Here is a 13,270-nt window from a genome sequence, read left to right on the forward strand (position 1 = left end):
CCGCCCGACCGGCGTCGATGCCCTGCAAGCAGTGCGGACATGGCGCTTGGTCGCATAGTAAAGATCGGAGATTTTCGTGACAACGCCCGACCTCGCCAGCCGTCCGAATCGCGATTCCCGGGCTCCGATAACCCGCCAGAAGTCCACAGCCACAACCGATCCGGCGGACCCGGTCGTGGTGCACTGGCCCGAACCCAGCCACCTGGAGTCGTGGTGGAACAGTGTCATGAAATCCCCCCGCCCCCTCGCCGGTTAGCGATCGGTCGTCGAGCGGGCACTCGTTGCCGCCGTTGACAATTCGAGATCGGCCGGTCGCTGTGAATGCGGCAGGCTATCTCTTGCCGGTCGGTGCCCTCGCCCCGGATTCGAGTTCGTCGAGAAACTCGATAACGCGGTGCCATGTCAATTCGCTGGCCGCGTGGTCGTAGTCCGGCAGGGTGTCGTCGGTGTAGAAATGTCCGGCACCGGGATAGGTGTGGACTGTCGCTGCGGCACCCTTACGGTGAGCGGCATCTTGCCAGGTAGTCAGTTGCTCGGCCGGTGTGAGCGAGTCGGGTGCGGCGATGTGCCCTCGCACCGGCAGACCTGGTCGCGCTCCGGTAGGAAGGTCGGCGAGTGCGTGGAGCAACAGCACGGCCGCCGTGTCCGGTCGAGACGGCAGCAGGTCGTGAATGACCCCGCAGCCCATGGACAAACCAGCCAAGACCGCGGTGCCAGGAAGCTCGGCCAGCACCTGGCCCGCACGACCGGCGACGGTATCCCAGCCTATCCGGTCCTTCAGCGCGAACCCTGCTTCGAGTATCGCCGCGGTCTGCCCCGCATACAGATCCGGAATATGTACTTCATGGCCGAACGCCCGAAGTCGCTGCGCGGCCTGTCTCTCGACCTTCCGCAGACCATAGACGGAACGAAACAGCACGATCATCACCACCCCATCATCGCCGATCAGGACCTGCGGGTCGGATACCCGACGACCGCACCCGCCGCCGAGCGCGCCGCCATCCAGAATCATTGGCCGACAACCCTTCGCACCGCCTGAACCCGCACCGCTGAACGGACGTTCCCGTCGACAGACCCCTGACCGCAACCGCTTCAATCGGACGCCTGCGCCGCCGAGCCCACGAGGCGCTGTTGGTCGGGCGATCACGGGGAACTGGTGTCAGTATCGGTCGAGAGGGCTGTGCCATCAGTTCCTCGTGAGCGACTGTCCAGCAGTACATTTCGGATGTCGTCAGCCGGATGTGCGCACAGTCGATGGGCCCGCACCAGGATGTGCTGAAGGGTGCCCGTGGGTTATTCGGCGAGGTCGGCGGCTTGTTGGCGAAGGGCGTGGATGAGGGCGTCGGTCGCCGCCGTGGTGGGGCCCGGCAGGCGGGCCAGGCTGACGCGGCGCCGCTCCTCGGGGACGCCGTCGATGGCGATGAGGCGGACGCCGGACGGGACCGCGGGCAGGAGCGTCGAGGGCACGGTGGTGATCCCGGCTCCGGCGGCGACCAGGCGCAGTTTGCTCAGCCAGTCGCGGGCCGTGTGCTGAACGCGGGGTCGGCCGGGCAGGCCCGGCCAGATGCCGAGCAGGGGCTCATCAACTCCCGCCGGACTGGCGATCCACGCCTCGCCGGCGAGGTCCTCAGCGGTGAGGTTCGGGCGATCGGCGAGCCGGCTACCGGTCGGCACCGCCAGGACCAGGCGGTCGTCCAGCAGCGGCTCCACGTGCAGGGGTGGATCGTCGGTGTCCGGTGAGCGATGCGGCGGTCGAGAGGTCAACACGGCGAGGTCGAGGGCGCCGGTGCGCAGCGTCCTGACCAGGGACGGGGTGGGCGCCTCCCTGGTGAAAACCTGGACGCGAGGGCGTTCCCGCCGCAGGGTTTCCAGGGCAAGGGCCACCAGGACCGCGCCGGCGACGGGGATGAAACCGAGCCGGACACGCCCGTCGCCGTCCGGTGCGCCGCGCAGTTCCTGGTCGGCCGCCTCCAGCGCGTCGAGCGCGATGACGGCATGGCTCAGTAGAGCGTGTCCCGCGGTGGTCAGCCGGACTCCGCTGGGGTGGCGATCGAACAGCCGGACGCCGGTGGCCTGTTCCAGCGTGGCCATCTGACGGGAGACCGCCGACTGTGTGTAGCCGAGCGCATCCGCCGCGGCCGTGAACGTGCCACGCTCGGCCACTTCGCGCAAGACCCGTAGTCCCACGAGCGTGAAGTCCATGAGTATTCATCATATCGGGTATGCGAGCCATTCGCTGGCCAAATGTCTTGGGCGCTCCTTACGTTGGACCTATGCACGAGCAGACCACCACTGACGATTCCGGCTTGGGTGGCCGGTTACCGCTACTTCCGCCCGCTGTGCTGGATCAGGAGCAAAAGGCGATACACGACGGCCTGCGAGCCACCCGGGTCCGCACCGCGGCCAGCCTCGGCTACCCGGCGATGTTGCCGGACGGGCAGCTCATCGGCCCGTTCAATGTCATGCTGCGCGCACCGCAAATCGCCGGCCCCCTGCTGGAGTGGGCACAGGCCCTCTCCCGGTCCGGCATTCCGAAGGACGTCCGCGAGGTCGTCATTCTCACCGTTGCCGCGCACTGGCGCGCCAAGTACATGTTGTTCGCACATACGGCGGCCGCCGAGCGAATCGGTTTGTCCGAGAGTGTGATTGCGGCACTTCGACAGGGCGAGCCATCGAGCGACCTACGCGCCGAGGCTGATGTCGCGCGCCGTTTGACGCTCGCCTTGGTCCGCGACCGGTCCGTGCCGACCACCCTCTATGACGAGGCCGTCTCGGCATTCGGCGTCGAAATGCTTGTCGCGCTTGTCAATCTCATCGGCCAATACGTCAACACCGCAGCGCTGTTGACCTGTTTCCGGGTACCGGCCCCGCACGGCGCCGCGTAAACCCGACACCACCTCGCAACGCGCCAGAAAGGGAAAGATCATGCCGTTGATCAATATTTACCTGCGCCAGGGAACCACCCCAGAATATCGTCACCTCGTCTCCGAGGCACTGCACAAGTCCATGGTGGACGTGCTGAAGATCCCTCAGGACGATCAGTTCCACGTCTTTCACGAAGTTGCGCCTGGCAACCTCGTCACTCAGCCGGTCGTATTCGGCCTGCGGCGCAGCGAGCGCATCATGTTCATCCAACTGTCTTTCAACCAGCGCACACCGGAGCAGAAGAACGACCTGTTCCAGGCGATCGTGGCCAACCTGCGGCTGTTCGCCGATGTCCCCGAGGAAGATCTCATGCTGGTGATTTTCGAGACAGCCCGCGAAAACTGGTGGGGCGCCGGCCGTGTCGTCAATCCCGACACCGGCTATGACGAACGCATGACCGAGGTCGTTACCGCACCCTGACCGACTGGTGCGAGCCCGCGTGATTCGCCACCGTCGCACTTGCTCACCGATTGTCCCGCCGAGCTCGCTCGAATTCATGTCCACTCGAAGCGGATTCGTCATACAGGGCCAAGGGCATCGACCGGGGCGGTGAGGTGCGGCGATAGCGCGCTGTCGTGCTTGCCAAGCTCTAGAGCTGTCCAGCTGGCGGCCCTCCTGGATTTTGCCGCTGCATGGTGGATAGAACAACCATGGAGCCGTCGCGCCCAAGGAAATGCCATCAGGCGGGGGAGACATGGTGAGGGAGGTGCGGCTGAACCGGCCACACGGCGCGGTATTTCGCGTGACCGCGCAGGTCAGAGGTTTGCGCCGAGTCGATCTTGCGCCGACGGGAGGCCGAGGCGCCCGACCACCTGTGCTGGGTAGTGCGTTAGGCGGCAGAGAATCCGCTGGTCAGCAGGAGCGGATCAAGGGGATCGTCGTCCGCGCCGAGGTCGATGAAATGCCGATCGACTACCCTGGGCGCTGCACTGGAGATTGTCGGATGTGAGGAAGATTTATGGGAAGCGTTGTCCTAGACGTTGTCGCGTTGCTCGCCAATCGTGCGGCGATGTTCTGGAATTGGATGGCCACCGGGTCGTCCGGGTTTCCGCCGCTGTAATGCCGCGATGAAGTGTGCGAACGCCCTGGTCTTCCGGCCGGGGCGTTCGTGTATTCGCCGGGCTTGTCGCACTTTCCAGCGCGGGTGGGCGTCGATGACTACCGTGTTGTCCGACAGCGATGTGTCTGATTGTTAGGAAGATCGATGGGAAGCACCGCCCTCGACGTCGTCAACCTGATCATTCTGCGGGCCGCGGCCTTCTGGAACTGGATGTACACCGGTTCCGCCGGGTTCCCGCCACTGTAGATCCTCGGCTCCGCGCGGCCCGGCGGCTCCTGATCGCAGTCGGGTTAGGGGTTTTCACTGTCGATCGGGGTATGTCCCCCGTATGTTGACCACCGTGAGAACCGCCGGTACTACGCGCCGCACCCCAGGTTGGTTCGTTCTTTGGATGGGCCTGCTGACTGCCCTGATCGTGTTGTGCTGCCTAGGATTATTCTGGCAGTTGGCGGCCGAGGGCACCTTCCCGATCCAGGTCATCCTGTGGGTGGCCATCGGTGTGCTCGGCGCGATCGCGCTGCTCTTCGCGCTGCTCGGCCTGTTCCGCTACCACTCCTTCTTCTACAGCCTCATCGGCCCCCTCGTGATCGGCGTCTTCGTCGTCCTCGTCTGGCAGAACGTCCCCGAAACCACCGGCTGGAAAGTCTCCCGCAACATCCTGCAAAACCAAGCCGCCGACTGCGCCAACCCCGGCCACCGCACCCGCCTCGGCATCTACACCATCACCTACATCACCCGCCGAGACGGCGGCTGCCTCTTCTACACCCAAGGCGGCGAATCGAATTCGTCCCGAGGTTTCGCCTACTTCCCCGACGCCGCCCCGCCCTACATAGGCACCCCAACCTCCGGCATCGGCTACGAGCCCTTCCACGGAAACTGGTACCGCTTCACCGAAGAGTCCTGAGCGGCACCAACATTCACCCGCGTGCTCGGCCGTCGCCACCCAGGCAACGGCCGAGTGCCCGCTTGACCTGAAGCGTCGCTTCTCCACAACCCGCACCCCGACTTGACGTGCGTTGCGTGTCTTGACTGATGTTGCAGCGTGACGTATGTTCCCTGCTCTTGACGCAGGTTGCAGCGTGCGTCAAGAGCAGGGAACGTACGTCAAGTGTGCTTGAGGCTAGGTGGCTAGCATGCCGCCATCTATGGTGATGATTTCGCCGGTTACCCAGGAGTTGGTGGGGTTGGCCAGGTGGGTTATCCAGGGGGTTATGTCGGCGGGGTGGCCTATGCGGGCGGCGGGGGCTTTGGTGGCGTAGTTGGTGCGCCATTGGGTTATTTTTTCGGGGGAGAGGCCGCCGGTGGCGAGGATGGGGGTTTGGACGTTGCCGGGGGCTACGCCGTTTACGCGGATGCCCTTGGGGCCGAGTTCTACTGCGGCGCTTCGGATGAAGCTGTCGATGGCGGCTTTGCTTGCCGCGTATGCGGATTGGTGCGGGGCGGCTAGGCGGGCGGAGATGCTGGAGACTACGACGATGTTGCCGCCGGGGGAGCGTAGGTGCGGAAGTAGTTTGGCGGTCAACAGGATTGGGCCGAAGACGTTGACTTCGAATTGGCGGCGGACGTCGGCCGGGTCGAGGTCGTCGAGTGGCGTGAGGCCGAAGACGCCGGCGTTGTGGACGAGGACGTCGAGTGTGCCGCCGCGCGCTTGGACGGCCGCGGCGATGGCGTCGGTGCCCGCGTCGGTGGCGACATCGGCGACCACCGGGATCACCGCCGGGTGCAGCGCGGCGACCTCGTCGAGTGGTTCGCTGCGCCGCCCGGTGATGGTCACGCTGGCCGCGCCCTGTTCCGCGAACGCCAGTGCTGCCGCCCTGCCGATTCCGGTGCCGCCGCCGGTGACGACAATGTGCTGCTCCGCGAACGTTTTATCGGACAACGCCGTACCTCCCTGTCGCCAATCGGTCAGCCGCGCCGACCCTCGTTGTTGGCAACACGACGTCGTCGCCGCGCATTCCGGGGCACAGATACTCCCCGGTCTCGGGCGGACGGGTGACGAATCATGATCAGATCGTCGTGCGGCCACTCGGACGATGCCGCTTTGTCTCGTTGATCATGAGATGTGTCCGGCGACAGGCCTCTCCGGTCGGTGGGTGACCGGACGATCGCGGACCGAGCGAATCACCATGCCTTGGCGATCAAGTGAACACGGTGGTGACGACGGCCTGCCTCGTCCGGTGCGTGACCGGATCGCGGGTCGCGAATGGCGGGCGGCCGAATCATCAAGCCTTGGTAATCAAGTGGCCGTGGTGGCGACAGGCTCGCCCATCCGGTGCGTGGCCGGATCGCGAATGCGGACGGTCGAATCACCACCCTGGCGATTAAAGGGAAGTGGTGGGGCCCTCATCCTGTCTCGTCGATAACGAATGGGATGTGGTGCCGTGGGTTGCCCGGCGAAGCGCCGAGCGTGCGCGTTGCCGAAAGGTGACGACCCAGACGATGAGCATCGTCGTGCTGATTCAGCAAGGCCACGGTGAGTAGATGGGGCGGGTTGTAGTGGACGGCAAGCCCGCACAGCGCGAGTTCGATACCGGCGGAGTGCCTGGTTGCGGGTGGGTTGGAATGTTGCTGGGTGGTGGCGTGTTGGCAGGGAGTGTGACGAAAGCTGGAATGAACGTACTTGTCGTGTACGCGCACCCGAAGCCCGACTCACTGACCGGGGCGTTGAAAGACGTTGCGGTGGAACAGTTGCGGGCTGACGGGCATCAGGTGCGGATCACGGATCTGTATGCGATGGGGTGGAAGGCGCACGCGGATATCGATGACTTCGGTGCGGTCGAGGAGCCGAATTTCATGTTGGCCTCCGGCGAGGCCTATCGCGAGGGGACGCTCAGCCCCGATATCCGTGCCGAGCAGGAGAAGCTGCTGTGGGCCGACACCGTGCTGCTGCACTTTCCGCTGTGGTGGTTCAGCATGCCCGCGATCATGAAGGGGTGGGTTGATCGGGTCCTCACCTGCGGATTCGCTTACGGGGCAGGCGGGGACGCGATACCGCGATACGGCGCGGGTGTGCTCGCGGGCCGCCGAGCCATGCTGGTGGTGTCGATCGGCGGCAAGGCGCCGTCCTACTCCGATCGCGGCGTCAACGGCCCGGTCGAGGACCTGCTGTTCCCGATCCAGCACGGCATCCTTTACTACCCGGGCATGGACGTGCTGCCGCCGTTTCTGGTGCACGGCACGATCAGGCTCGGCTCCGAGCGCTTCGACGAGGTCGCCGACGACCTGCGCGAACGCCTGTCGAATCTGGAAAAGATCGAGCCGATCCGGTATCGACCGCAGGGTGGCGGCGACTACGACCGCAGCCTGCGACTGGAACCCGGCCGGGAGTCGGTGGACGCGACCGGCTTCGGATTACACGTCACCGGTTGAGGTTTCAGGGCAGCGGTACCGCGCCGCGTTGCGTGAGCAGCACGCCCATCAGCCCCGCCTCTTGCCCTTGCGCGTGGATCATCGAACGCGCCGTCTCCTTCACCGGCCCCGAAGGTAAGAGTTCGTCGGCGGCCTGAGCCATCGCGATCCCACCCTGATGGTGCCGAAACATGAGCTGCAGGAACAGGATTTCGGCATCGCGGCCGTGCGCGGCGGCGAGCGCGTCGAGTTCGGCCATCGTCGCCATTCCCGGCATCAGCGGGTCCTTCTGCTGATCCGACATCGCGACCGGCGCCGAATGCTGATGTGGCAGAGCCTCATCCGTGTGCATCCAGGCCATCGGGTGCGTCGGCACCGGAGACGCGTTCGCCAGTCGTAACCAGCCGAGCATGGTGCCGATCTCGAGGCGCTGCGTGTCGTCGAGCTGATCGGCCAGGCGCACGATCACGGGATCGACGGAACGGTCGAGGCGCTGCACCATGGTCAGCGCCTGCTGATGGTGTGCGGTCATGTCCTGCACGAAGCCGATCTCGACCGCGCTGAGAATCGGTGTGGCCGTGTGTGTTTCCGGCAGCACGAGGGGGCGCAGCGCCGCGCCGAGCACCAGCAGGGCGAAGGCCAGCGAGGTGAGTGCGGCACCGCGCATCCAGGGTGGCATCGTCAGGACCCAACGATCGATTCTTGGTCCGCCGGCGGCGAATACACGTCGTTGTCGAGCTGCAGCACCATGAATCCGTTGTCGGAGCAGGTGACATACAGTTGCGAGCCACGCCATTCCGGCGGCGAGAGGCACCAGTCGGTGGAGACGTCACCGAAGGCAAGCCTGCCGGTGCGCGGGGTGAGCGCGTCCAACGGATTGAACTGTCCCTCCAGCACCGAGCGAATCACCGGCGGCGTGCTCATCAACGGCACGCCGATGATCGACGCGAGCGCGTGCGGCGAATTCCACAGGCTCAGGTTCTGACCCGTGCGGGCGGGCGGGTTGTAGTACGCGATCTCATGGATGTTGAACGGGTCGCGCACATCGAAAACCCTGATGCCGGAGGAGATCCAGCCGCACGCGAGCGCCGTCGGATTGTCCCTGCGGTCGGCGGTGCAGTAATGCGATTCGTAGGCGAAGGCCGAACCACCCATGGACGAACCGATATTGCTGTCGATGTTCTGCGGCAGGTTGATTTCCAGCTTGATCTTCGCGGCGACCTTCGGCTGGGTGTCGTCGGCGATATCGATGAGTTTCACACCGCCGGAACCACCTTCGTCGACGGTGTAGAGGTAGGGCTTGCCGTCGTAGGTGACCGGGATGCTGTGCTGGGTGGCCCAGCCGTCGGTCCAGAAGACCCGTCCGATGTGCAGCACCTGCGGGTTCGGGTCGCGGCGCTGCACCGCGCTGACGTCGAGCACGGTGAAACCGCCGAGCGCGGACAGATACATCCGGTTACCGTCCGCGCTGACGCCGAAGCCGTGCGCCTCGATGCCGGTCAGACCCTGCCACACGACGTGCGGATTGGCCGGGTCGGTGAGATCGACGGCGCTGACGAAACCGGGCGCGATGCCCGAGGCCCAGTAGGTGTTGCCGTCGGGCGAGAAGCCGCCCTCGTGTGTCGTAATCGGCAGGGGCATCAGCATATTCGTGCCAGCACCAGGATTGAGCAGGCGTGGATGCGCGCAGTCGGAGATGTCGTAGACCGACAGGTAGCCGACGCCGGTGCCGACCGGAACCCCGGTGCCGACCAGCAGCTTGCGCGCGGTGTTGACCTTCAGGCTCTCCCAGGTGCCCGCGAGCATGGCGGGTTCGGTGAGGGTGGCGGTCGGTCGCGGGTTGGCCGGGTCCGACACGTCGAGGACCTGCACGCCGCGGCCCTCGCTGATCAGGTCGCCGGGGAAGAAGGAGCCCATGTAGGAGCAGTGCTCGAAGCTGGTGGAGGTGATGCCCGCGCCGCGACCGGCGAAGCCGCCGACGAACGACATATTGCAGCGGTAACCCTGGGTGCTGCGGCCACTGTCCCGGTCGGCGGCCGTGACGTCGCCCTGCATGCCGTTCTCCGGCGACGAGCCTGGCCCGCACTCGGCCCGGGGGACCGCGGTGCGGCCGACGTCCAGGAATTCCTGGACGGCGTTCTGGAGGTCGGACTGTAGATCCGCCGATGCGCTGCTGGGCAGCATCAGCACGGCGGCGAGGCCGACCGTGACCAGGGCCAGCGGCTTGAAACGGCGCAAGCTCGTCAGTGAGCGCATCGGCGGTTACCCAACCTTCATCATTCATTGATCCGTCATCCCTCGGCTGACTGGGACAGCTGAGGAAACTGACTGAATGGTAGTAACTGCCGTTAACTTATGTGAAGGGTTTCGCGGAAATCCGGCAAAGTGGCTGGTCGGCGCGCGTTGTCGTGGTCGCCAGCGTGGTTAGTTGGTAGGTAGTTGCGCGAGGTCGTAGACGAGGAGCTCATCGCAAGCGGCCAGTAGAATCTGGCGTAACCGCGCCGAGCGTTCGGCTAGCGCGGACTGGGTCCGCACGTATTCCGCGCGTCCGGCGGGTGTTTCGATCCGCACCGGTTCGTACCCGTAGTCGGAAAGATCGTAGGGGCTGGCTCGCATATCGAGTTCGCGTGCGGCACAGGCGAGTTCGAAGCAGTCCAGGACCAGCGCCGACGAGATCAGCGGGACCAGTTTGAAAACCCACTTGTACAGGTCCATATTCGCGTGCAGGCAGCCGGGTTGTTCCCGGCTGACCTGGTCGTCGCGGGTCAGCGGCTCGATATTGCGGCCGACCGCCTCAGGGGTGAAGAAGCGGAACGCGTCGAAATGGGTGCAGCGCAGCGACATCGACTCGACGACCGCATCGGTGCCCGACCGACCCAGACGTAGCGGCACCTGCTGATGCCGAACGTCCTCGGTCCGATAGACCATCGCCCATTCGTGCAGCCCGAAGCAGGACAGCTGCGCAGGCCGTGACGCGGTGGCGCGCAACAGTTTCGCGATGAACTCGATGGTGTCGCGGCGACGCGACAGGTAGGCGGGGTCCGCCGTGCAGACGATGGTGGGCTGCTGGTGTGGACCAGAATCCGCACCGGGTGAGATCCGGTGGTACCCGCGCGCCCCGTCGTATTCGCGAGCACCAGCCATCCCGACGCCGAACCCCGGATGCCAGCGCCGCAACTGAGCGGGCTTATGCCCGTAGTAGGTGAACAAAAAGTCGATCACCGGATGCGACGAACCCGCCGCCCGCCGTTCGACATACGGACCGACCAGCCGATCCACCCGAAGAAGGTGGCCCGCCGCCTCCGCGCGCCACTGCTCTTCGGCCAGCACCGCCACCTTCCGCCCGCTCACGCGGATTTCGGGCAGCCGGTTCCCCCGCACGCTCATTCGATGATCCGGTGCGTCCCGTCGCGGACCGTGCCGACGAACTCTTCCACCAGATCTTCCAGCGCCACAATGCCCGTGGTGTTGCCGCGGGTGTCCACGACCCGGCCCAGGTGACTGTTGGTGCGGCGCAGCCTGGCGAGCGCTTCGTACAGCGGGGTGTGCATGCTCACCGTCGGCAGCGGGCGAATGTCGGTGCGCGGGATCGGCGTTCCCGGTCCGGCACTCTCATCGGCGACCTTGTCCAGCACGTCCTTGACGTGCAGGTAGCCGACCAGCGAGCCGTCGCTCGCCTGCACCGGGTAGCGGGAGAAACCCGTTTCGGCGACGGCGGTTTCGATGTCGCCGAGGGTAGTTCCGTTGCCGCGCAACGGAACTGTCCTGGTGGTGTCCAGCGACACCATCACGTCGGCGACCACGCGGTCGCTGGTGCCGAGCGCCTGGGTGAGCCTGCGGTGTTCCTCCTCGTCGAGCAGGCCCTCGGAGCGCGACTCGCCGATCATCTCAGCGAGTTCCACCGAGGAGACGGTGGCCTGCAGTTCGTCCTTCGGCTCGATCCGCAGCAGTCGCAGCGTGAGGTTCGCGGCCAGGTTGTAGAGGGCGATGAGCGGGCGAGCCAGCCGCAACCACATCAGGTGCACCGGAACAAGCAGCAGCGCACTGCGTTCCGGCCCGGCCAGCGCGATGTTCTTCGGGATCATCTCGCCGAACAGGATGTGCAGGACCACCACGATGGCGAGCGCGAGCGCGAACGACACCGGATGCAGCAGCTGTTCGGGCATGCCGAGGACATCGAACGGCCCTGCCAGCAGATGCGCCACCGCGGGTTCGGCGACCCGGCCGAGCAGGATCGAGCAGATGGTGATGCCGAGCTGTGCGGCGGCCAGCATCATCGACAGGTTCTCGCCCGCGCGAATCACCAGGTCGGCGTTGCGCTTTCCCTGCGCGGCCAAGGCCTCGAGGCGGTCGCGGCGAGCCGAGATCAGCGCGAATTCGGCGGCGACGAAGAACGCGTTGCTCAGCAGCAACACCACGGTGAGCAACACGCCGAAGAGGTCACCCATGGCTGTGCTCCTGCTCGGGTTCGACCTGCAGCTGGCGGAACGCGAGATCGTCGGGGGCGACCGGGATCAGGCGAACCCGGTCGATCCGGCGTCCGTCCATCCGGTCCACCCGCGCGATCCAGCCGCCGGTGCTCGGTTGTTCGTTCGAAGACCATTGCTGCGAGCGCGGATTCGGCAGGACGACCTCATCGCCGGCCACCGGGATGCGTCCCAGGCGGGTGAGCACGAGGCCACCGAGCGTCTCGTATTCGCCTTCGGGGGCGTCGTATCCGGTGGCCCTGGAGACCTCGTCGATGCGCAGCAGGCCGGAGCAATCCCAGCCGTCCGAGACCCGGCGCACGTCGAGTTCTTCCTCGTCGTGCTCGTCGCGGACGTCACCGAGGATCTCCTCGATGATGTCCTCCATGGTGACGATGCCCGCGGTGCCGCCGTATTCGTCGACGACCAGCGCGACCTGCATGCCGTCGGCCCTGATTCGCTCGAGTACCTCGTCGCCGTCCAAGCTGGCGGGGACGATCGGCACCGGATGGGCGAGCATCTGCAGCGGGATGGTGCGGCGCACGTTCGCGGGATGGGTGAACGCCTGCTTGATGTGCACCACGCCGAGGGTGTTGTCGAGGTCGCCGTCGATCACCGGGAACCGGGAGTAGCCGGTGCGCCGGGCGGCGTCGATCAGGTCGGCGATGGTGTCGAGCTTGTCGAGCGCCTCGATCTTCACCCGCGGGGTCATCAGTTCCTCGGCACTGCGCTCGCCGAACTGTAGCGACCGATCGATCACCAGGGCGGTGCGCTGGTCGAGCGCGCCGCGCAGCGCGGACGTACGCACCAGCGACCCGAGTTCCTGCGGTGACCGCGCGGAACGCAGTTCCTCGGCCGGTTCCACGCCGAGCCTGCGGACGACCCAGTTGGCGGTGTTGTTGAGGAAGTGGATCAGCCACTTGAAGACGACCGAGAACGCGACCATCGGGGGAGCCGTGGTGCGCGCGGTCGCCAGCGGCTTCGCGATGGCGATGTTCTTCGGCACCAACTCGCCGTAGATCATCGACAGCGACGTGGCCAGTACCAGGGCGAGGGCCAGTGAGATGCCCTGCGCGGCGCCGTCGCTGAGGCCGAGGCCGCTGAACAGTGGGTCCAGCAGCCTGGCCAGCACGGGCTCGGCGATGTAACCGGTGATCAGGGTGGTGATGGTGATGCCGAGCTGGGCGCCGGAGAGCTGGAACGACAGCGTCCGATGCGCTTGCCGCACCATTCTGGCGCGGACGTCACCGTCGCGCGCGTGCGCTTCTACGGTGCTGCGTTCCAGCGCGGTGAGGGAGAATTCGGCGGCGACGAAGAGGGCGGTGCCTGCCGTGAGAGCGACGAATCCCAGCAGGCTGAGCACCGTGAGTGTGACCGACATCGTCAGCACCCGCCGAACGGTACTGGGAACTGGCCGGTGGGATGTGGGGCTGGGGGAAGGAGGACGCCGGGTTTGTCACCCGGCTCGGTA

Annotated in this window: 12 protein-coding genes; 4 read left to right on the forward strand and 8 right to left on the reverse strand. The window is 65.9% G+C overall.

Features of this window, described 5'->3' with window-relative positions; translation table 11 throughout:
• Positions 1 to 331 precede the first annotated feature (331 nt).
• Positions 332 to 1,012 (reverse strand): dienelactone hydrolase family protein, encoded by a 681-nt coding sequence (locus ACIBCN_RS21885; protein ID WP_396993456.1) that lies wholly within the window; start codon positions 1,010 to 1,012, stop codon positions 332 to 334.
• Positions 1,013 to 1,293: 281 nt separating this feature from the next.
• A complete protein-coding gene (locus ACIBCN_RS21890; protein ID WP_396993457.1) occupies positions 1,294 to 2,202 on the reverse strand; it encodes a LysR family transcriptional regulator in 909 nt (302 codons plus the stop codon).
• 71 nt (positions 2,203 to 2,273) lie between these two features.
• On the opposite strand from ACIBCN_RS21890, the gene ACIBCN_RS21895 reads away from it, so the two are divergent.
• The 3 genes from ACIBCN_RS21895 to ACIBCN_RS21905 all read left to right on the forward strand — a co-directional run bounded on the left by ACIBCN_RS21895 (position 2,274) and on the right by ACIBCN_RS21905 (position 4,889).
• Complete coding sequence (locus ACIBCN_RS21895; RefSeq protein ID WP_396993458.1) at positions 2,274 to 2,885, forward strand: carboxymuconolactone decarboxylase family protein; 612 nt, start codon at positions 2,274 to 2,276, stop codon at positions 2,883 to 2,885.
• A gap of 40 nt (positions 2,886 to 2,925) precedes the next feature.
• Positions 2,926 to 3,345 (forward strand): tautomerase family protein, encoded by a 420-nt coding sequence (locus ACIBCN_RS21900; RefSeq protein ID WP_396993459.1) that lies wholly within the window; start codon positions 2,926 to 2,928, stop codon positions 3,343 to 3,345.
• Between the two features lie 1,031 nt (positions 3,346 to 4,376).
• Positions 4,377 to 4,889, forward strand: coding sequence for a hypothetical protein (locus ACIBCN_RS21905; RefSeq protein WP_396993460.1), 513 nt, complete (start codon positions 4,377 to 4,379; stop codon positions 4,887 to 4,889).
• 216 nt (positions 4,890 to 5,105) lie between these two features.
• Here ACIBCN_RS21905 and ACIBCN_RS21910 read toward each other — a convergent pair whose 3' ends face one another.
• Positions 5,106 to 5,864 (reverse strand): SDR family NAD(P)-dependent oxidoreductase, encoded by a 759-nt coding sequence (locus ACIBCN_RS21910; protein ID WP_396993461.1) that lies wholly within the window; start codon positions 5,862 to 5,864, stop codon positions 5,106 to 5,108.
• Positions 5,865 to 6,595: 731 nt separating this feature from the next.
• Here ACIBCN_RS21910 and ACIBCN_RS21915 point away from each other — a divergent pair.
• Positions 6,596 to 7,354 (forward strand): NAD(P)H-dependent oxidoreductase, encoded by a 759-nt coding sequence (locus tag ACIBCN_RS21915; RefSeq protein ID WP_396993462.1) that lies wholly within the window; start codon positions 6,596 to 6,598, stop codon positions 7,352 to 7,354.
• Between the two features lie 4 nt (positions 7,355 to 7,358).
• On the opposite strand, the gene ACIBCN_RS21920 is transcribed toward ACIBCN_RS21915, so the two are convergent.
• From ACIBCN_RS21920 to ACIBCN_RS21940, 5 genes are all read right to left on the reverse strand, one after another.
• Positions 7,359 to 8,012, reverse strand: a complete 654-nt coding sequence (locus tag ACIBCN_RS21920; RefSeq protein WP_396993463.1) for a DUF305 domain-containing protein — start codon at positions 8,010 to 8,012, stop codon at positions 7,359 to 7,361.
• A gap of 2 nt (positions 8,013 to 8,014) precedes the next feature.
• Complete coding sequence (locus ACIBCN_RS21925) at positions 8,015 to 9,589, reverse strand: LVIVD repeat-containing protein (RefSeq protein WP_396993464.1); 1,575 nt, start codon at positions 9,587 to 9,589, stop codon at positions 8,015 to 8,017.
• Positions 9,590 to 9,757: 168 nt separating this feature from the next.
• Complete coding sequence (locus ACIBCN_RS21930; RefSeq protein WP_396993465.1) at positions 9,758 to 10,720, reverse strand: 3-methyladenine DNA glycosylase; 963 nt, start codon at positions 10,718 to 10,720, stop codon at positions 9,758 to 9,760.
• A complete protein-coding gene (locus tag ACIBCN_RS21935; protein WP_396993466.1) occupies positions 10,717 to 11,781 on the reverse strand; it encodes a hemolysin family protein in 1,065 nt (354 codons plus the stop codon). Before ACIBCN_RS21935 ends, ACIBCN_RS21930 begins: the two co-directional genes overlap by 4 nt.
• On the reverse strand, positions 11,774 to 13,180 hold the full coding sequence (locus ACIBCN_RS21940; RefSeq protein ID WP_396993467.1) for a hemolysin family protein: 1,407 nt from the start codon (positions 13,178 to 13,180) through the stop codon (positions 11,774 to 11,776). Before ACIBCN_RS21940 ends, ACIBCN_RS21935 begins: the two co-directional genes overlap by 8 nt.
• Between the last annotated feature and the right edge of the window lie 90 nt (positions 13,181 to 13,270).

This window comes from Nocardia sp. NPDC051052 (assembly GCF_044456045.1).
Taxonomy (GTDB): Bacteria; Actinomycetota; Actinomycetes; order Mycobacteriales; family Mycobacteriaceae; genus Nocardia.

Excerpts from the sequence above, each read along its gene's own strand:
- ACIBCN_RS21885 (WP_396993456.1), bottom strand. The coding sequence starts at position 1,012 with ATGATTCTGGATGGCGGCGCGCTCGGCGGCGGGTGCGGTCGTCGGGTA.
- ACIBCN_RS21890 (WP_396993457.1), bottom strand. The coding sequence starts at position 2,202 with ATGGACTTCACGCTCGTGGGACTACGGGTCTTGCGCGAAGTGGCCGAG.
- ACIBCN_RS21895 (WP_396993458.1), top strand. The coding sequence starts at position 2,274 with ATGCACGAGCAGACCACCACTGACGATTCCGGCTTGGGTGGCCGGTTA.
- ACIBCN_RS21900 (WP_396993459.1), top strand. The coding sequence starts at position 2,926 with ATGCCGTTGATCAATATTTACCTGCGCCAGGGAACCACCCCAGAATAT.
- ACIBCN_RS21905 (WP_396993460.1), top strand. The coding sequence starts at position 4,377 with ATGGGCCTGCTGACTGCCCTGATCGTGTTGTGCTGCCTAGGATTATTC.
- ACIBCN_RS21915 (WP_396993462.1), top strand. The coding sequence starts at position 6,596 with ATGAACGTACTTGTCGTGTACGCGCACCCGAAGCCCGACTCACTGACC.
- ACIBCN_RS21920 (WP_396993463.1), bottom strand. The coding sequence starts at position 8,012 with ATGCCACCCTGGATGCGCGGTGCCGCACTCACCTCGCTGGCCTTCGCC.
- ACIBCN_RS21925 (WP_396993464.1), bottom strand. The coding sequence starts at position 9,589 with ATGCGCTCACTGACGAGCTTGCGCCGTTTCAAGCCGCTGGCCCTGGTC.
- ACIBCN_RS21930 (WP_396993465.1), bottom strand. The coding sequence starts at position 10,720 with ATGAGCGTGCGGGGGAACCGGCTGCCCGAAATCCGCGTGAGCGGGCGG.
- ACIBCN_RS21935 (WP_396993466.1), bottom strand. The coding sequence starts at position 11,781 with ATGGGTGACCTCTTCGGCGTGTTGCTCACCGTGGTGTTGCTGCTGAGC.
- ACIBCN_RS21940 (WP_396993467.1), bottom strand. The coding sequence starts at position 13,180 with ATGTCGGTCACACTCACGGTGCTCAGCCTGCTGGGATTCGTCGCTCTC.